Source organism: Marinomonas profundimaris, from assembly GCF_000508165.1.
Classification (GTDB): domain Bacteria; phylum Pseudomonadota; class Gammaproteobacteria; order Pseudomonadales; family Marinomonadaceae; genus Marinomonas; species Marinomonas profundimaris.
The window spans coordinates 133,938-151,933 of the sequence record NZ_AYOZ01000034.1 but is presented as its reverse complement, the minus strand read 5'-3'; the positions used below and the strand labels follow the sequence as shown (position 1 = coordinate 151,933).

17 protein-coding genes are annotated in these 17,996 nt (G+C 46.5%); 9 read left to right on the top strand and 8 right to left on the bottom strand.

What is annotated here, in order from left to right:
- The first annotated feature begins 14 nt into the window (after positions 1-14).
- The 3 genes from D104_RS31510 to D104_RS31500 all read left to right on the top strand — a co-directional run bounded on the left by D104_RS31510 (position 15) and on the right by D104_RS31500 (position 3,609).
- Positions 15-1,724, top strand: coding sequence for a bifunctional protein-serine/threonine kinase/phosphatase (locus D104_RS31510; protein ID WP_024024637.1), 1,710 nt, complete (start codon positions 15-17; stop codon positions 1,722-1,724).
- A gap of 114 nt (positions 1,725-1,838) precedes the next feature.
- The gene (locus D104_RS31505) at positions 1,839-2,291 is read left to right on the top strand and encodes a VOC family protein (RefSeq protein WP_024024636.1); all 453 of its coding nucleotides are present in this window, start codon (positions 1,839-1,841) and stop codon (positions 2,289-2,291) included.
- A 91-nt stretch (positions 2,292-2,382) separates the two neighbouring features.
- Positions 2,383-3,609: a winged helix-turn-helix domain-containing protein gene (locus tag D104_RS31500; RefSeq protein WP_024024635.1), complete on the top strand. Its 1,227-nt coding sequence runs from the start codon at positions 2,383-2,385 to the stop codon at positions 3,607-3,609.
- 9 nt (positions 3,610-3,618) lie between these two features.
- Here D104_RS31500 and D104_RS31495 read toward each other — a convergent pair whose 3' ends face one another.
- Complete coding sequence (locus D104_RS31495; protein ID WP_024024634.1) at positions 3,619-4,083, bottom strand: Lrp/AsnC family transcriptional regulator; 465 nt, start codon at positions 4,081-4,083, stop codon at positions 3,619-3,621.
- Positions 4,084-4,229: 146 nt separating this feature from the next.
- Between D104_RS31495 and D104_RS31490 the strand changes: the two genes are divergently transcribed.
- Positions 4,230-5,207 (top strand): nucleoside recognition domain-containing protein, encoded by a 978-nt coding sequence (locus D104_RS31490; protein ID WP_024024633.1) that lies wholly within the window; start codon positions 4,230-4,232, stop codon positions 5,205-5,207.
- Between the two features lie 90 nt (positions 5,208-5,297).
- On the opposite strand, the gene D104_RS31485 is transcribed toward D104_RS31490, so the two are convergent.
- Positions 5,298-6,446 (bottom strand): alpha-hydroxy acid oxidase, encoded by a 1,149-nt coding sequence (locus tag D104_RS31485; protein ID WP_024024632.1) that lies wholly within the window; start codon positions 6,444-6,446, stop codon positions 5,298-5,300.
- Positions 6,447-6,572: 126 nt separating this feature from the next.
- Here D104_RS31485 and D104_RS31480 point away from each other — a divergent pair, with 126 nt between their 5' ends.
- Together D104_RS31480 and D104_RS31475 are read left to right on the top strand one after the other, a co-directional pair.
- The gene (locus D104_RS31480) at positions 6,573-7,472 is read left to right on the top strand and encodes a LysR family transcriptional regulator (protein WP_024024631.1); all 900 of its coding nucleotides are present in this window, start codon (positions 6,573-6,575) and stop codon (positions 7,470-7,472) included.
- Between the two features lie 86 nt (positions 7,473-7,558).
- The gene (locus tag D104_RS31475) at positions 7,559-7,783 is read left to right on the top strand and encodes a hypothetical protein (protein ID WP_024024630.1); all 225 of its coding nucleotides are present in this window, start codon (positions 7,559-7,561) and stop codon (positions 7,781-7,783) included.
- Between the two features lie 47 nt (positions 7,784-7,830).
- On the opposite strand, the gene D104_RS31470 is transcribed toward D104_RS31475, so the two are convergent.
- From D104_RS31470 to D104_RS31460, 3 genes are all read right to left on the bottom strand, one after another.
- Positions 7,831-8,808: a 2-hydroxyacid dehydrogenase gene (locus D104_RS31470; RefSeq protein WP_024024629.1), complete on the bottom strand. Its 978-nt coding sequence runs from the start codon at positions 8,806-8,808 to the stop codon at positions 7,831-7,833.
- Positions 8,809-8,812: 4 nt separating this feature from the next.
- Positions 8,813-9,769 carry a sugar kinase gene (locus tag D104_RS31465; RefSeq protein ID WP_024024628.1) on the bottom strand — a complete coding sequence of 319 codons (957 nt, stop codon included), beginning with the start codon at positions 9,767-9,769 and terminating at the stop codon, positions 8,813-8,815.
- A 117-nt stretch (positions 9,770-9,886) separates the two neighbouring features.
- Positions 9,887-10,900, bottom strand: a complete 1,014-nt coding sequence (locus D104_RS31460; RefSeq protein WP_024024627.1) for a LacI family DNA-binding transcriptional regulator — start codon at positions 10,898-10,900, stop codon at positions 9,887-9,889.
- 182 nt (positions 10,901-11,082) lie between these two features.
- On the opposite strand from D104_RS31460, the gene D104_RS31455 reads away from it, so the two are divergent.
- Both D104_RS31455 and D104_RS31450 read left to right on the top strand, forming a co-directional pair.
- The gene (locus D104_RS31455) at positions 11,083-12,267 is read left to right on the top strand and encodes a zinc-binding metallopeptidase family protein (protein WP_024024626.1); all 1,185 of its coding nucleotides are present in this window, start codon (positions 11,083-11,085) and stop codon (positions 12,265-12,267) included.
- 105 nt (positions 12,268-12,372) lie between these two features.
- A complete protein-coding gene (locus D104_RS31450) occupies positions 12,373-12,729 on the top strand; it encodes a DUF6172 family protein (protein ID WP_024024625.1) in 357 nt (118 codons plus the stop codon).
- Positions 12,730-12,831: 102 nt separating this feature from the next.
- Here D104_RS31450 and D104_RS31445 read toward each other — a convergent pair whose 3' ends face one another.
- Both D104_RS31445 and D104_RS31440 read right to left on the bottom strand, forming a co-directional pair.
- Positions 12,832-14,187: a multicopper oxidase family protein gene (locus D104_RS31445; RefSeq protein WP_024024624.1), complete on the bottom strand. Its 1,356-nt coding sequence runs from the start codon at positions 14,185-14,187 to the stop codon at positions 12,832-12,834.
- Positions 14,188-14,217: 30 nt separating this feature from the next.
- Positions 14,218-15,087 carry a LysR family transcriptional regulator gene (locus D104_RS31440; RefSeq protein WP_200866768.1) on the bottom strand — a complete coding sequence of 290 codons (870 nt, stop codon included), beginning with the start codon at positions 15,085-15,087 and terminating at the stop codon, positions 14,218-14,220.
- 131 nt (positions 15,088-15,218) lie between these two features.
- Here D104_RS31440 and D104_RS31435 point away from each other — a divergent pair, with 131 nt between their 5' ends.
- Positions 15,219-16,103 carry a DMT family transporter gene (locus D104_RS31435; protein WP_024024622.1) on the top strand — a complete coding sequence of 295 codons (885 nt, stop codon included), beginning with the start codon at positions 15,219-15,221 and terminating at the stop codon, positions 16,101-16,103.
- Positions 16,104-16,106: 3 nt separating this feature from the next.
- Here the strand turns inward: D104_RS31435 and D104_RS31430 are convergent, their stop codons facing one another.
- Positions 16,107-17,942, bottom strand: coding sequence for an ABC transporter ATP-binding protein (locus D104_RS31430; protein WP_024024621.1), 1,836 nt, complete (start codon positions 17,940-17,942; stop codon positions 16,107-16,109).
- Between the last annotated feature and the right edge of the window lie 54 nt (positions 17,943-17,996).

Below are 17,996 nucleotides of genomic sequence, written 5' to 3'. Positions count from 1 at the left end.
TTAAGGAAAGCGGAATGAAGGCTCTTAGCGTCAGTATCGGCAGCGCGACCAGTAAAGGCAAAAAAACCATCAATCAGGATTTCTTAGGGCACCACATCCCCGCCGAGCCACTATTAACCACACGAGGTGTTGCCGTGGCGATTGCCGATGGCATTAGTTCGAGCCCGGTTAGCCAAGTCGCAAGTGAAACCGCCGTTACCAGTTTCTTAGAGGATTATTACCGCACGTCAGAAGCCTGGTCGGTCAAAACATCGGCCGAAAAAGTGGTCAAATCCATCAATGCGGTGCTGTACTCGCAAACACAAAGTGGCCCAAGCCGATTCGATAAAGACAAAGGTTACGTGTGTACGTTCAGTGCGCTTGTGCTTCGTTCAAATAGTGCGCACCTTTTTCATTCCGGTGACAGCCGAATATACCGACTTGTTGGCACCACGCTAGAACAATTAACGAAAGACCACCGTCGAGTCGTATCGACCGCGCAGAGTTATTTGTCTCGCGCCTTGGGCATCGATCCGGTTGTGGAGATTGATTACCACACCTTTCCCATTGCCAGAGGCGATGTTTTTGTCATGACGACGGATGGCATTTACGACTTCCTTTCCACTGAGGAAATAGCCTCGTGTATCGCGCAATCTAGCGACTTAAACCGCGCCGCAGAGCAAATTCTAGAGCAAGCCTTAAACGCGGGCAGCGATGACAATCTTAGTGTGCAGATCGTTCGAGTGGACGAGGTCACCCATTACCAAATAGAAGACATTCAGCACAATGTCAGCCTTTTGCCGTTACCGCCGCCATTAAAAGAAAGAATGCAATTTGAAGGCTACGACATCATTCGCTCGATCTACGTGAGTAGCCGAAGCCATGTGTTTTTAGCACGAGATCTCGACACAAATGACATGGTTGTGATTAAAACACCGTCCGCAGAATTGAGTGACGACCAATCCTATCTTGAAAATTTCATGCTGGAAGACTGGATCGCTAAACGTGTCAGTAATCCACATGTGGTCAAAGCCATCGAACCCCCAAGACAGCGGGAATCGCTTTACCTTGTTACCGAATACATTGAAGGCCAATCTCTTGCGCAATGGATGATAGACAACCCGAAACCCACGCTGGAACAAATCCGCGATATCATTGCTCAGATCGCTAATGGTCTACAGGCTTTTCACCGTAAAGCCATGATTCATCAAGACATTCGTCCTGCGAATATCATGATAGACAAGCACAACATCGTGAAAATCATCGACTTTGGTTCCACCTACATTGCCGGTGTGACCAACACTCAAGATGAAGAAGTCTTACGCGGCACCATGCGCTATTCTGCACCAGAATATTTTCTTGGTCACGCGGGCACCGAGCGATCTGACATTTACGCGCTCGGCGTGATTGCTTATCAAATGTTATCTGGTAACCAATTCCCTTACAGCGCCAACATCGCCCAAGCTCGAAGTGTGGCCGCCCAACGACGCTTAGCCTATCGCAGCGTTATTACCGAAGATTCAGAGTTGCCGGTGTGGATTGATGACGCACTGCATAAAGCCCTAAACATCAACCCGCTAAAGCGCTACGAAGAAGTCTCTGAATTCGTCTACGACTTACATCATCCGAATCAAATATTCCTCGACCGAACTCGACCTCCTTTGATGCAGCGTAACCCTGTAATGTTCTGGCAAGGCGTGTCTTTTAGCCTGTTTCTGGTGATCTTATTCTTGCTGGTTAAATGATATTTGTTTGCTCACATAGGTAATCTGATTTTCAAATACAAACTTTCGTTTTCGATGCGATTTCATTGGCGTTATAGTACTTTCATTTCCACAATTGAAACGAGTAATGAACCTATGAAGCAAGACATCGTGCATATTGGTTTGGTTGTTCGCGACTACGACGAAGCCATTGATTTTTATGTTAATAAATTAAAATTCGAGTTAATCGAAGATACCTACCAGCCAGCGCAAGACAAGCGTTGGGTCGTGGTTTCTCCCGCAGGGTCAAAAGGCGTAACGCTGCTATTGGCGAAAGCGTCCAAACCGGAGCAAATGGACTTTATTGGCAACCAAGCGGGTGGTCGTGTTTTTCTGTTTTTAAACACCGACGATTTCTGGCGAGACTACACACGCATGATCGAAGAAGGCATTCATTTTGTGCGATCACCAGCTGAGCAAGAATATGGCACAGTGGCGGTGTTTGAAGATTTATACGGTAACTTATGGGACTTATTGCAACTCAAAGACAACCACCCAATTTCTAGTCGGTTGAAAGAGGCTTTTAGCGATACGCGGCCTATTCGTTAATGTTTTCAAACGCAGTTCGGCGAATCTCTTCGCTTTAAGGTACATTATTCAATGATGCCATCCATCATGCACAACAAGGCTCCGTTAAATCATGATCAAACTGACTTCTTCTAAAGATCTATCTCGTCTTCGCCGTCTTGCTTTGTCGTCGCAAGGCTTGTTGCAGGCTCAGCCGTTTGGCCGTGGTGTGGCTGGCGCGCGCAAGGCGATAGCGCATTTAGGTTATGTACAGATCGATACGATTTCTGTGGTGGAGCGGGCGCATCACCATGTGCTTCATTCTAGAGTGCCAACGTTTGAGCCATCGATGATGGATACCATGTTGCTTAATGGCGATATTTTTGAATATTGGTCACACGCGGCGGCCTTTCTGCCGATGGACGATTTTCGTTTTTCTTTGCCTTATAAACACGCGATTAAAAGCGGCCAAACCCATTGGAATAAAGACCCAGACAGAAAGCTGATGGCTGAGTTGCTAGCGCGTGTTCGTGCAGAAGGGCCGTTGCGTTCCCGAGATGTTGAAACAAAGTCGAGCAATCGAGCAGGCTGGTGGGATTGGAAACCCGCGAAAAAAGCGCTAGAGCAATTGTTTATGGAAGGCGATTTGATGGTGAAGGATCGTGCTGGTTTCCAGAAAAATTACGATTTAACCGAACGGGTTTTGCCGTCTAGTGTTAATTCAACCATGCCCACGATGGACGAGTTTGTCGCGCACATGCTTGACCAGCAGTTTCGTTGTCATGGCGTGGTATCAATAAAAGGGCTGACTTATTTACGCCGCAATACTGAACTGCGAAATGCGATGAAAGCATTGGTTAACGAGCGTTTAGCGCAGGGAACATTAGAGCAAGTTGAACTCAACAATGGCGAGGTGTATTTCGTCGAAGCTGGTGCGCTCGAACGGCGCTTACCGACGCTGAGTAATCGAATGCAGATTCTGTCGCCATTTGATAACAGTGTGATTCAGCGCGATCGCCTCAAGCACTTTTTTCAATACGACTACCAAATTGAATGTTACGTGCCAGAGCCAAAACGGCAATATGGCTACTTTTCTTTGCCCTTGCTGTTTCGCGGTGAATTTATCGGCCGCATGGACTGCAAAGCCCATCGCAAAGAGCGCCGTTTGGAAATCAAATTCCTGCACGTTGAATCACAATTAGGGCAAAAGAGATTCGATGACGATCAGATCATTCACGCCTTTGTGGAAGCCATTAACCCCTTCAGTCAATTCCAGCAATGCGATACTGTCTCGCTGACGGCCGTCGAGCCAAAGTATCTTGCTCAACCACTGCAAGACGCATTAAAGGCGCTGAAGTAATCCACAGACTCATTCACTCAAATGGATCTCGGTGGTGGATTTTACGGTTCTAAGCGACAAGGATGTTTGGAATTTACGAATGTTGGCGTCAGTGTGAAGCACTCGGTCGACAAACCGCTCAAACGCCTGCATATCTGGAACGGTCACTACCATCACAAAGTCGTAATTTCCGGTGATTTGGTAACAATGTTTTATTTCTGGGGCTTTGCTAACCACTTTTTTAAACGCATCATAAATTTCTTTACGGTCGCGCTCCATTTCAACCGATACTAACAATGTTAGCTTGTTGCCCGTTAGTTCAGGGTTCACAAGGGAAACGTCCCCGATAATGATGTTTTCATTTCTTAAACGTTTGACTCTTTTATGGCATGCCGGTGGTGACAAGCCAACTTCGTCGGCCAATTCAATGTTGGCAATACGGTTATTGCGCTGCAAACTGTCTAAGATTTTTCGGTCTATTTTGTCTAATTCCATAAAGTTCTCTAAATCGATAATTTTCAATTAATAATTTCTTAATAGTATAAAAATTAGAAATCATGATGATTTTTATTAAGTAAATTAAGCGACATATTTTTCGATATGTACATAGACTTTGCTGCATTATTGATGGGAGCAAGACGATGTATAAGAAAGTAGCGTTTTTGGTAGGGCTTTTATGGAATGGGCTGTGGAAAGAAATCCTGAGCGTCACATGGACGCTTTATAAAATCATGATTCCGATGATTATTATCATCAAGGTTATTGAAGAATTTGGCGGCATTGAACTGCTGAGCGAATGGCTCGGCCCCGTTATGTCTTTGGTGGGATTACCCAGTGAAATGGGCTTGGTGTGGGCAACCACGCTGGTGACCAATATGTACGCTGGGCTGGTGGTGTTTATGAGCATCGACGCGGACTTAACCGTTGCCCAAGTGTCGGTACTTGGCATATTGCTGCTGCTGGCGCACTCTCTCCCGATTGAAGTTGCCGTCGCCAAAAAAGCGGGTGTTGGCGTTGCTGCGACGCTGATTATTCGACTTGGTGGTAGCTTTTTAATGGGCTGGATTTTCCACCAATTTTACCAAAGTGGCGATTTGCTCAATACGCCTGCTGAGATTGTTTGGCGACATGCGCCAGTGAGTGATCCAAGTTACATGGCTTGGGCAATTGATCAGCTGAAAAGCTTGGTGATGATCTTTGTGGTGATCGCCGCGTTGATGACATTTCTAAGACTCTTAAAGCTGCTTGGTATCGAAAAACTCATGGGCATATTACTCAAGCCCATTTTGTCTGTGCTTGGTATCAGCCGAGAAGCGACGAACTTAACCATTGTCGGCATTACGCTCGGTGTTTCTTTTGGTGGCGGTTTATTGATCAACGAAGCCAAACGAGGGCACATTTCCCCACGGGATATTTTTGTCGCCATGATGCTGCTCAACCTACTGCACAGCTTGATCGAAGACACACTACTGATTCTCTTGATTGGCGCCAACTTCACTACTATTTTCTGGGGACGGATTGTGTTTTCAGTGGCCGTCATCGGGATTATGGTCTTTGTGCTTAAACGGTTGGATGAAAGAACGTGTCAAAAGTATCTGTACAAAAAGATCAGTGTTTGAATTTTTTATAGCATGTTGAATTCGGTTCATTTCTGTAAAACCGAAAGCCCTTTACCCATTATTCAATAATGAGTAAGGGCCTTTCTGGGGCTAAGACCGAAACCGCAAGTTTTCTCTCGTCAGTTGGTCAATCGATGTTTTGCCCATGAGTTTCATGTCGCGTTCGAGTTCTGCTTTCATGAGTCCAAGTGCGCGTTCTACGCCGGGTTGTCCGGCGGCGGCGAGTGGATACAAGTACATGCGGCCGATGCCGACGGCTTTTGCGCCTAGGGACAACGCTTTGAGCACGTGAGTACCGCGTTGTACGCCGCTGTCAAAAATCACGTCTATTTCATCGCCGACTTCCTCGACGATTTCCGCGAGTTGGTCAAATGAGCTGCGAGAGCCATCAAGCTGACGTCCGCCATGGTTGGAAATAATCACGCCAGTGCAGCCAATGTCGACCGCTTTGCGAGCGTCTTCTCGGCTCATGATGCCTTTTAAACAGAATTGGCCGTCCCAGAATTTCACCATTTCCGCGACGTCGTCCCAGTTCATTGAAGGGTCGAGCATGTTGGTAAAGTAGTCGCCGATTGAGGTGGCGCCGTTTCCTATGTCCACGTGCTCGTCTAGTTGTGGCAGGCTAAAGGGTTCGTGTGTGACGTAGTTAATGCCCCACATAGGTTTCAGAACAAACTGCAGCATGCCTTTTAAATTCAATTTAAAGGGAATGGAAAAACCGGTGCGAAGGTCTCGTTCTCGGTTGCCGCCAGTGATGGAATCCACGGTGAGCATCATCACTTGTACGCCGGAATCTTTGGCGCGCTGCATCATGGCGCGGTTCAACTCGCGATCTTTATGGAAGTAGAATTGATACACCTGAGGCGAGGTGGTTTGTTTGGCGATTTCTTCCATACTCACGGTGCCAAGAGACGATACACCAAACATGGTGCCGTATTTTTCGGCAGCATTGGCAACGGCTCTTTCGCCATCGTGGTGGAACAAACGTTGTAATGCGGTGGGTGAGCAATAGACGGGGAGGTCAAGTTTTTGCCCCATGACGGTGACAGACAGGTCGACGTCTTTTACGCCTGTCAGAACGCTTGGTACTAGGTCGCAGGTTTCGAACGCGGCGGTGTTGCGGCGGTAGGTCGATTCATCGTCGGAGCCACCATCAATGTAATTAAAAATCGGACTGGGTAAACGCTTTTTAGCCAGAATACGAAAATCATGGAAGTTGTGGCAGTCTTTAAGACGCATGGATCTTGCTCCTTTTGAGTCGAGTCTATTTGTTATTCCTAATCATAGTCTCTGATTGATTTATAATAAATACGACATAAAATAATAAACTCTTTCCAAAAACGTCTTAATAAAAAGGACACAACTTTGAACGCTGCCGATTTAACACTTTTTGTGAATGTTGCCGATGCAGGTTCGTTCAATAAAGCCGCGCAATACGCGAGCTTGTCGACACCAGCGCTGAGCAAGCGCATCAGCAAGCTAGAGCAGGATCTTGGCGTGCAGCTGATTCATCGCACCACAAGACGGCTTAGTCTGACGGAAGCGGGCGAGAACCTTTACGTTCATGCCAAAAACATAGAAGGCCAAGTCAGTGATGCGGTGGCGTCGGTGTCGGCGTTTAGCCAAGGTTTGTCGGGGAGTATTAAAATTTCGGTTCCGACGATTTCAGGCGAATTGCTCTTGGCGGAAGCCATTGCGGAATTCTGTCAGCAATATCCGAACATCACCGTCGATATGCGCCTTGAAAACGACTTTGTGGACTTGGTGGCAGAAGGGCTCGATCTGGCGATTAGAACTGGCAAGCTTGAGGATTCGAGCTTAATTGCTAAGCCACTGATTCAATCTAACTGGGTGGTTTGCTGCTCGCCGAGCTACCTTGAAAAGCACGGTGATGTCTCAAGCCTAGACGCATTAAAAAGCCATAATTGTTTGGCGTATACCTACCAAGCGCAAGGGTCTTTTGATTGGCGTTTTACAAAAAATGGCATTGAAGAAAGTGTTCGCATCAGTGGCAGCTTTGCGACCAATAACGCCCAAGCATTACGCAAGGCAGCGTTGGCGGGTTTCGGTATTGTGTATGTGCCGCGATGTTGTGTTTACGAGGATTTGCAACAAGACAAGCTGGTGGTTATCTTGCCTGAATATCAGCCTCGTCAGCTTGGGGTGTACGCAATTTACCCTTTTACTAAATACCTGCCTGAAAAGCTTCGGTTATTGATCGAGCATATCAAGCAGGCTTATCTGAATAAGAAAGAATATTTTTAACCGAATCACAACGAAAAGAGACTTTCTATTTGTGGCTTTTGTTCCTATTCTGGTTGTCTTTTAATCGTTTTGTAATGGAAAATCTTATGGCGGGTCAAGGTTCTGGCGGCAATGTGCTTGCTGCAATTTGCAGTATTTTTATTCCTGGGTTGGGTCAGTTGGTTCAGGGACGTATTTTTATGGCGTTGCTTTTTTTCGTTGTTACATGCGTAAGTTATGCATTAGGCGCAACGGTTATTTTGTTCTTCATGTGGATTGTCGGTGGGATATTTCATCTTTGGTCTATTATCGATGCTGCGCGTTTTTCTTGAATACAATTGGCCTTTTAATGATTAGGTAAAAAAGGGTAGCCGCTGGGCTACCTATCGAGTAGCTCTTTATTCGCACAGTTTTTTGAAACATCACCATTCATTGCGTTAATCAAGTTGTCTACCGCGCAAGTGACCATAGCAAGACGCGTTTCTGTGGTTGCAGAGCCAATGTGTGGAAACAATACCGCGTTGTCGAGTTTGCAAAGCGGTGAGTCACCCGATAGAGGCTCGACTTCAAATACGTCCAAACCTGCGGCACGGATCGTGCCATTGCTTAGGGCGTCGACAAGCGCCGCTTCGTCGATCACTTTGCCACGGGAGCCATTAATAAAAATGGCGTTGGGCTTCATCATAGCGAATTCTTTTGCCCCAATTAATTGCTCTGTTTCCGCGGTTAATGGCGTCATCACACAGACAAAATCGGATGTTTTAAGTAAAGTTTCCATGTCCATATAAGTGGCATTCAAATCTTGCTCTGCGTCTGGTTTACGGTTTCGGTTGCTGTATTGGATCTTCATGTCAAAACCAAAATGCCCACGTTTGGCAATTGCGTAGCCAATGCGACCCATGCCAATAATGCCTAAGGTTTTTCCGTGTACATCTGTGCCGTATTGCGCTGGGCCTATGTTGCTTGTCCAACGGCCTTCGCGCACCATGTTGGATAATTCGATGGCACGACGAGCCGTACACATAATCAGAGTGAATAGTGTGTCGGCGGTGGTTTCGTTTAGCACGCCCGGTGTATGCATTAAGGGAATATCACGCTTGGCAAGATACGCTAAATCAAACTGGTCGGTTCCGACAGAAATGGTCGAGGCAGCTTGCAGTTTTTGCGCAAGATCAAGTCGCTCTGGTGGTAAATCTAAGCTCGAACCTATCAAGCCTTCTGTGTCTGCAAGTGCGGCTAAGAACGCGTCTTGATTGGCGTCGTTGACGCTATTAAAACACGTGACGTCGAACTGCTCGTCGAGTCGTTGGCGTTCTTGCTCTGGAATTGCTCGATACAAAAGGACTTTGGGTTTCATTGGATTACACCTCTTCTAGGTCATTAAGTTGTGTTCGGGTTGGCAGCGCTTCGCTGTCACCACGAACTTGTACCGTTAAAGAGCCTAGCAGATTTCCTCGTCGAGCGGCTTGTTCCATGGTTTTTCCATCCAACAAAGCAGAGATGACACCCACCGCAAAGCTATCACCAGCGCCAACGGTATCGACTACTTTCTCGACAGGAAACCCCGTCACCGTGCCAAATTCGCCATTAGTGGTTTTGAAATACGCGCCGGCACTGCCGAGTTTCACGATGACCGCTTTGACGCCATGTTGAAGGTAAAAGTCTGCAATGGCTTCAGGTTGATCACTGCCCGCCAAAATTTTACCTTCTTCGATACCGGGCAAAACAAGGTCACTGGCGAACGCAAATCCATTGATTTTCGCAACCATGGTTGCTTGGTCAGGCCACATCGAAGGACGTAGATTGGTGTCGAAAGAAATACGGCAGCCTTGTTGTTTCGCCAATTCTAATGAGCGTTTCATGGCGCTTCGCATTTCATCAGACACCGCCGCGCCAACACCGGTTAAATGAAGGTGCGTATTGGCTTTCAATAAGCTGGCGTCAATGTCCTCGGCGTTTAATGTGGACGCGGCAGAGTTGCGTCGGAAGTATTCGACTTTTGGATCGCTACCGTCGGTGACATTGGATTTCAACATAAAGCCCGTTGCGTGATGAACGCTTTCAGAAATCCAATCCGTACGAATATTTTCTTTTTGAATAGCGTGGCGAATAAAGGCGCCAAAACTGTCTTTACCGATTTTGCTGATGTAACTGGATTCAAACCCCAAACGAGACATGCCAATGGCGACATTCACCTCGGCACCGGCTAACGAACGATGGAAGTCTTCGATATCCGCAAGCTGGCCAGGGGTGTTGGCAATAAACATCGCCATGGCTTCACCAAGCGTGACAAAAGAGTGTGGTTGCTTTGTGTTCATATGCGCTCCGCGTTTCGTTTTTATCGTTATTGAGAGTCGAAATAAAGTATCATGGAATCGGTTCCATAAAAAGAATGAAGACATTAATTTTCGGCTATTTTTTAGTCTAACTGTGGTTTATGTCGATTGGCGAATAACAAGTTCGGCGGTTAATTTGATGTGTTGCGCGGTTTCGTTGCTGCCTTGAATTCGAGTAAGTAAACGCTCACATGCGGTTTGTCCTATGGCGTTTGTCGGTTGGCGCATGACGGTAATGCCACCTTCGAACAGCTGTGCCCATTCTGGGTCATCAATCGAGATGAGCCCTATTTGTGAGCCAATGTGTATGTCGAGCTGTTTTAAGGCTTTCGCGGTGCTCATCATGGCGACGCCGTTGGTGGTGAAAATGGCTTTTTTCTGATTTGGGTGGCGGGTAATAAAATTCTGAATGACTTGGACGAGCAAGTTTACGCTCATTTTTTCGATTTCAATCACGTCGCAAGACATGTCACTGTGGTCTTTTGTGAATGCTTGAATCGCGTCGACTCGAGCTTGGCGAGGGTCAATGGCCATGGATTCGGTAACGACTAAAATTGACTCGTACGCCTTGGTTTGCAGATGCTGGCAGGCCTCTTTAACGGCCGCAGCGTTGTCTAATCCAATGGTGTCGAATCCAAGAGAGGTATCGATCCGATCGACGAGCACCAAGGGACAAGATAAGCGTTTCAGATTGGTTATTTGCTTCTGTGCCATGCCAGCAGTGTTGACTATGATTCCGTCCACTCGATGCGCTTCAAGAAGGTTTAAATAGCGATCTTGCAGCTCTTTTTGATTGTCTGTATTGCATACCATGAGCATGTAGCCTTCGCGTTGGCAGACATGCTCTATCCCTTGAAGGACATCGATAGAGTAGGGATTGGTGACGTCGGCGAGTAATAATCCAATGAGTTTGGAATGACCAGCCTTGAGCATTCTGGCCGAATGGTTGGGTCGAAAGTCCAGATGTTCTATGGCGTGAGATATTTTTTCACGCAATGCATCGGACAGTTTATCCTGTTCGCCATTGAGATATCGTGACACGCTGGTTTTACCCACTTTTGCGTGTTGTGCAACATCAGAAATGGTCGCGAAACCTTTGGTTTTGTTTTGCAATATTTTATCTCAATGATTGTTTTTCTACGTGAAAAAATATCCCATTCGGGCGCGGTTTAGGAAGGTATTTCGCCGTACTTTAAACTATGATCCTACTATGGTGCAATTGCGTGATGTTGATTCTGCCTTTTCATTTCTCCACTTATACTTATTTGTCTCTGTCTGTGGACAGCAGGAGCGTTATGCGAATTTTTAGTTGCCAAAACTGTGAACAAACCGTGTTATTCGAAAATACACGTTGTGAACAATGCTCGTCTTCTTTGGGCTTTTTACCGGATCAAATGGTAATTAGCGCATTGAAAAGCGTCGATAACGCTTGGGTGGCATTAGCGGATACATCAATACCTGCGAAGCGTTGGTATTATTGTGAGAACCATCAGCATCAAGTGTGTAATTGGTTGGTTGAAGAGGGCGGAAGTACGTTTTGTATTGCGTGTGATTTAAACCGCCACATTCCGAATTTGGAAAAAATTGAAGAACGCCAAGCATGGCAACAATTAGAGTTTGCTAAGCACCGGTTGGTGTACTCTTTATTGCGCCTTGGTTTGCCTTTGATCAGTAAGAAAAAAGAACCAGAAGACGGTTTGTCGTTTGATTTCATTTCCGAAAATAACGTGGTGCCAGAAGACGTAAGTTCTATGACTGGGCATGCTTTTGGTCAAGTAACGATCAATGCTGCAGAAGGAAATTCGGTCGATCGTGAACAGATGCGTGAAGACATGAATGAGTCTTACCGAACCGTAATAGGCCATTTCCGCCACGAAATTGGGCACTATTATTGGGATCAGCTGATTTTTGATGACGAAAAGAATTTGGCGGATTTTAGGGCGCTTTTTGGCGACGATCGTGCGGATTATGCTAAAGCATTAGAGGCACATTACAAAGCACCCAATGCAGAATGGCAACAGTCATTTGTGAGTGTTTATGCATCTTCTCACCCTTGGGAAGATTGGGCTGAAACATGGGCGCATTATCTGCATATTGTGGATACATTGGAAACGGCCAGTGATCTTGGGCTGAGTTTACTTCCTCTAGGTTCTAATCGAAACGGGCTGGCGGTCATGGTTAACATTAACCCTTTTCAACATGAAAATTTCGAGGACATTTTGGCGCAATATATGCCACTGACCTTTGCGGTAAATAACCTTAACCGTGGTATGGGGCAGCCGGATTTATACCCCTTTATTCTTGTGCCTGCGGTTCGAGAGAAGTTGGCTTTTATTCATCGCTTGTTAAGAACGAATCTAACCCGCGGCGGTATACAAACAAACAGCCAAACACAAACAGGTGACCAATCACAAACGAGTGACCAATCGCAATCGAGTGACCAATCGCAATCGAGCAGTCAATCTCAAAAGAGTGTTTGATGTATTTGCCGACTTATTCATAGCTGACAGCGGCCTGATCCGTTATTATGCTCGTTAACGGGAACGTACAACGTACGTCCTGATTTTTAATTATTTAGGTTCCAAATGAAAAAAACATTTAAGTTATCCCATCCCAAAATCGCTTACCCTCGTTTGATTGAGGCGACTAAAAGTGAAGTGAAAAAGTATTTGAAAAGAGAGCGTAATAAAGCGCTGCCTGAATACGCAGATTTTTGGGGATTTGACTGTAAATTTGGTCAAACGGAAGAACAAGCAGAAGACATTCATGTTGCTCAGATTAATGAAAAAATCAGCTTTGCTGAAAGCCAAGAATGGCCGACGTTCTATCTGGAAATTTTAGCAGCGCCAGCGCAACGCACTAAGCGTGATGTCGCAGAAGTAGAAGACGGCGAGTTTGAAACTGGCGAGTTCGAAGACGAACAGAACCAAGACGATTTATAAGCACGTTTATTTAGTTAAGCGCGCCATTTAAAAAGCCAGATCAATGAAAATTGATCTGGCTTTTTTGTGTCATCTATTTGTTGGTTCAGTCATGATGTATTGTTAGCTGACTTCGACGTAACCCATGAACCCTGTTTTTAAATGTTCGATGATGTGGCAGTGGTACATCCATCGACCGGGGTTGTCAGCGACTAACGCAGCAATAACGGTTTCATTCTGACCCAATAAAACCGTGTCGGTATGGAAGGGCGTAATGGCCTTTTTATTGGATTTTAAAACGGTAAATGTATGGCCGTGAATGTGTATCGGATGATGGTACTGGGTTAAGTTTGACAGCTCAAAAATATAAGTTTTTCCGCGCTCTAACGTCGCCAGTGGTGCAGGAATATGGCCTTTTGACATACCTTCCCAAGAGCGTCGGTTCATCGTCCAAAAATTGTAGTTTACCTTGCCATCTTTATGGATCGGCGTGATGTTGGCGTTCCACTCGAAAGCGAATTTAATGGTTTCTGCGTTCTCTAAGTCGGGTGTGGGAATGGGGTTTAAAGGCAGTGTTGGCAAACGGCGATTTTCAAGCTGGCTCGCTACGGTTTTAATGGTCACCATAGGTTTGTTTTTATGCTTAAACGTGACGGTTTCTCCGATCTTGCTGGGTGCTATAACACCAAGATCAAGGCGCATACCGGGGGCAATAAGGTGATTGCTCAGGGCTCTTGGTTGAGCAATGGGGTTACCATCAATCGCGATAATTTGAGCATCAGAATCCGTTGATGTCACGTCATACACCAAGGTGTTATCAACGTTCAACAAACGCACACGAATGGCGCCGCCAGCGGGCACGTCGTAGGTTGGGTGAATGTCACCGTTGATGGTCATCACGCGCCCCGGTGTTCCCATACGAAAGGCATTTTGTGGCGTCGTCAACGCAGTAAAAGAACCATCGTCTTTGATGTGCCAGTTTTTCATGCAAAGCACCAGGTCTTCATCAAAGTCTGGCTTCTCTGCTTCATCGACAATCAGTGCGCCTACCAAGCCTTTACCAAGCTGTTCGACGCTGTTCATGTGCGGGTGATACCAAAAGGAACCTGCGTCTGGTGGTGTGAATTCATAGTCAAACGTTTCGCCGGGCATAATAGGCGGCTGACTTAAAAACGGCACGCCATCCATGCCAATTGGGATTCTCATGCCATGCCAATGAATCGTGGTCGGCTCGTTTAACTTGTTCACGACGCGAATGCGAACAGGCTGATGCTGCTTGGCACGAATCACGGGAGAAGGGTAACCGCCATTAAAACTCAATGCCGGCGTGCTGCCGCCCGGTACAATATTGACATCCGCTGGCGCGACGATCAGTTCATAATCGAACCCCACAGAAGGATTGGCAGCGAGAACAACGCTAGGCAAAGCACTTGTCATGGCAAGCGCCACGCCAGATTTAATAAAATTGCGACGATTCAAAACAGTTTTTCCTATTAGCGTGAGCCCATGCTATGACGGCTTATCCTGTTTGATCATGTGGATAAAAGCCTCTAGAGCGGGGAATTGCCCCGTATCATTACGCCAAATGATGCGATTTTCAATGGGTTCTAATTCTGCAAACTCATATCCGACTAATCCCATACCGTGTTGATACTGCTCAAAGACGCCTTTTGGGACGAGTGATACCCCGCTTCCTGCACTGACACAACCAATAATAGTGCCATAACTGGCGATGCTCGTGATGGGGGAAATGACATTGTTTTTACTAAGCCAGGTTTCTAATGTTACTCGATATGGACAGGGTTCTGGCCACATGAAAATGGTTTTTCCATCTAGGTCGTTCACTGTATTTATTGGCTGGGATGACATCGAAGAAATGAGCACCAAATCCTCCAGTAAGAAGGTCGCGCTGTTTAGAAAAGGTCGATTAATGTCTACCGCGATAACCGCTCCGTCTAATCGGTGCTGATGTATGTCTTCTAGTAATTGTGGCCAAGTGCCAGTTTTAAATTGCAGCTCTACGTTTGGAAGCTGTGCGTGAAATTTTGTCAGCAGTGGTGGCAAACGACTGGTCGCGGAGGATTCAATAGCACCAATTCGAAGCGTTCCAGAGGGTTCAGAGGATGGATCAACGGCGCGTTTGGCTTCTTCTGTTAGCGCTAAAATCTTCTCCGCGTAGGCCAGAAATACCTCGCCTGATGATGTGATTTTAAGCCCGCGACCTTCTCGGTAAAACAACGACACTTTGAGTTCTGATTCAAGTGCTTTAATCCTCGCGGTGATATTTGAAGGAACACAGTGAAGCGCAGCGGATGCTTGCACCACACTGCCAAGATTGGCCACGGTTTTGAACATACGAATTTGAGCGAGTTCCATCATTCATTCCAAGTGAATACTGGATGCAGTATTCGTCAATTGTTGTTTCGATGCGTTGCCTCAATACTAAACCTTCCCTAAATACTTAGCGACCAGTGGTCTTTTTTAATGTGTGTGAGAGGTTGAGCTAAAAAATGAAATTGGCCTGTGCCGCGTTGTTTGTTGTGCTCTGTTGGGCTTATTCCCCCATCGGTATCCATATTGGCCTAGAGGTATATTCTGCTGGGCAGTTGGCGTTATTACGGTTTTTAATTGCTTCCGCTTTTATGGCTATCGTGGCGATGTCACACAGTGTTCAAATGCCCAAACGACAGGATCTTCCTTTGCTGTTTTTACTTGGTTTTTTTGCTGTGGCCTTACATCACATTGCGTTAAATTTTGGTCAACGCGGTGTGAGCGCTGGCGCGTCGAGTGTACTGGCACAATCAACGCCTATTTTTACCGTGATTATTTCTCGGTGTGTTTTAAAAGAGGCGGTGAGTGTGTGGCGCTGGTGCTGTGTTTTGGGGGGCATGGTTGGTGCGTTTATTGTGGTGGTTGGCGATAAAGGAATAGGGGCTATCAGCCTAAACGGTGTATTAATTCTTCTTTCTGCGTGTTCTTGGAGTGTGTATTTCATCCTGCAAAAACGATATACAACACGCTACAACACTTTAACCATGGTGTGTTATACGGTATGGACGGGCACGGCGGTTTTACTAATATTTTCTCCCGGTTTATTGGCTTCGATGATGGCTTCTCATGTTCCAGTGAATTTTGCTGTGGTACTGTTGGGCGTTTTTCCAAGTGCATTGGCGTACGTGGCTTGGGCGTATGTTTTGTCTCGTACTGAGGTGAGTAAGGTCTCTATTGTGTTGTATTTGATTCCGCCGACTGCGATTCTCATGGCGTCGTTTATTTTGGGAGAACGTCCTTCTTTATGGATTGTGCTAGGCGGTGGCGTCGTTTTACTGAGCGTAATGTCTATGGGGCTGGAAAATCAGTTTCGCCGTCGCGGGCGCGATGACGAAACGGGATAATCGTTATTTATAGCCTTGTGCTTGTAGGGCAAATAAATGCGCGTATTGGCCTTGTTGCGCGATCAGGGCGTCGTGGGTGCCGCGTTCTTTTATTTCTCCGTGCACCATGACGATAATCTCATGCGCGAGCCGAACGGTCGAAAAACGGTGAGAAATCAGAATCGCCATTTTTGTTTTGGTGTGCTCTTGAAAGTGCTGAAATATATTCGCTTCGGCTTGTGCGTCCATTGCGGCGGTGGGTTCATCGAGTACCAAAATATCGGCGTCTTCTCGCATAAAGGCGCGTGCTAATGCGATTTTTTGCCATTGCCCGCCAGACAGTTCTTGTCCGCCGCGAAACCAACGGCCAAGTTGAGTGTGGTAGCCGTTTTCAAGGTTATCAATAAAGTCGGTGGCTTTGCCCAATTCGGCGGCTTTTTTCCAACCGAATTCGTCATTGAATCTATCGTTATCCCCCGCGCCAATGTTTTCGCCCACAATGAATTGATAGCGCACAAAGTCTTGGAAAATCACGCCAACCCGTTTTAGTAACGCGCTTTCATTCCATTCAAGTAGGTCTAATCCGTCTAACAAAATCCGACCTTGTGTTGGGTTATAAAGGCGAGTCAGCAGTTTTATTAATGTGGTTTTGCCTGAGCCGTTTTCCCCTACAATCGCCAAACTGTGTCCGGGGCGAATGTGCATTGTTATATTGGAAAGCGCAGGTTTGTCACTGCCGGGGTATTGAAAAGAGACGTTTTCGAAGCGAATGCCGTCGTTTGGTGTTGGGCCAACCAATAAACCCGTTGTGGACAACGGGGTTTCTTGTTCTAGATATTCATATAAGTTGGACAAATACAGGTTGTCTTCGTACATGCCGCTTATGGCGGTGAGTGATGCGGACACCGCGCTCTGACCTTGTTTGAACAACAGCAAATACATGGTCATTTGACCTAATGTAATCGCGCCAATAATAGTGTCGCTGACAATCCATCCATAAGCGCCATAAAACACCAGAGTACTGATGACACCGAGAGCGAAGCCCCAGCTTTCTCTGCGCAAAATCAGGCGCTTACTCTCTTTGAATAACTTGAGAAAAATTTCAGAATAGCGCTGTAAAAAACGCTCGCCTAATTGATAAAGGCGTACTTCTTTAATGTGATCTTCACGCGCCAGCAGGGTTTCTAGATAGCTTTGTTGACGCACTTCGGGTGAGCGCCAGCGAAACATGAGGAAAGCATCGCCAGAAAATTTTGCCTCGGCAATAAAAGACGGCAACGCGCCACATACTAATAATGCCAATGCCCACGGTGAAAAGTGCCAGAGCAACACCGCAAAGCTGGACAAGGAAATGGCGTTTTGTAGTAACGCAAAGGTCTTATTCACCAAGGCGAGCGGGCGGCTGGAGGCCTCGCGGCGAGCGCGGACGAGCTTGTCGTAAAATTCAGAATCTTCAAAATGCGATAAGGTGAGGCTTTGGGCTTTTTCTAAGATCAGCATGTTGACCTTTTGCCCTAATAAACCTTGCAGAATCGCTTGTTGCGCAGTGAGACTACGTTGGGCGGCCGCAATCACCAGCACGAGAATTCCCTCCAAAACCACATAGTTCAATGCCGTTTGATAGTGCAATGTTTGGCTTTGCTTGTAGGTGGCCATCGCCGCTAATACGGCGTCTACGATCAACTGCCCAACGTACGCCATGGCCGCAGGCAAAACACCTGCTATCAAAGTCGCTATGGCGAGGCCAATCGTTAAGGGCGGTGAGGTTTGCCACACCAGCTTAATCGCCCGACGGCTGTAACGAAATACCCCCAACATGTTTTTATCGACGGTGTTTTTAGGGGAGTCGGCAGGTTTCATAGCACGTCCTGAAGAAAAATGAATGCAACAATATGACGTGAAGTATACGTGAGT

Coding starts and splice junctions, on each gene's coding strand:
- D104_RS31510 (WP_024024637.1), top strand. CDS start 15: ATGAAGGCTCTTAGCGTCAGTATCGGCAGCGCGACCAGTAAAGGCAAA.
- D104_RS31505 (WP_024024636.1), top strand. CDS start 1,839: ATGAAGCAAGACATCGTGCATATTGGTTTGGTTGTTCGCGACTACGAC.
- D104_RS31500 (WP_024024635.1), top strand. CDS start 2,383: ATGATCAAACTGACTTCTTCTAAAGATCTATCTCGTCTTCGCCGTCTT.
- D104_RS31495 (WP_024024634.1), bottom strand. CDS start 4,083: ATGGAATTAGACAAAATAGACCGAAAAATCTTAGACAGTTTGCAGCGC.
- D104_RS31490 (WP_024024633.1), top strand. CDS start 4,230: ATGTATAAGAAAGTAGCGTTTTTGGTAGGGCTTTTATGGAATGGGCTG.
- D104_RS31485 (WP_024024632.1), bottom strand. CDS start 6,446: ATGCGTCTTAAAGACTGCCACAACTTCCATGATTTTCGTATTCTGGCT.
- D104_RS31475 (WP_024024630.1), top strand. CDS start 7,559: ATGGCGGGTCAAGGTTCTGGCGGCAATGTGCTTGCTGCAATTTGCAGT.
- D104_RS31470 (WP_024024629.1), bottom strand. CDS start 8,808: ATGAAACCCAAAGTCCTTTTGTATCGAGCAATTCCAGAGCAAGAACGC.
- D104_RS31465 (WP_024024628.1), bottom strand. CDS start 9,769: ATGAACACAAAGCAACCACACTCTTTTGTCACGCTTGGTGAAGCCATG.
- D104_RS31455 (WP_024024626.1), top strand. CDS start 11,083: ATGCGAATTTTTAGTTGCCAAAACTGTGAACAAACCGTGTTATTCGAA.
- D104_RS31450 (WP_024024625.1), top strand. CDS start 12,373: ATGAAAAAAACATTTAAGTTATCCCATCCCAAAATCGCTTACCCTCGT.
- D104_RS31440 (WP_200866768.1), bottom strand. CDS start 15,087: ATGATGGAACTCGCTCAAATTCGTATGTTCAAAACCGTGGCCAATCTT.
- D104_RS31435 (WP_024024622.1), top strand. CDS start 15,219: ATGAAATTGGCCTGTGCCGCGTTGTTTGTTGTGCTCTGTTGGGCTTAT.
- D104_RS31430 (WP_024024621.1), bottom strand. CDS start 17,942: ATGAAACCTGCCGACTCCCCTAAAAACACCGTCGATAAAAACATGTTG.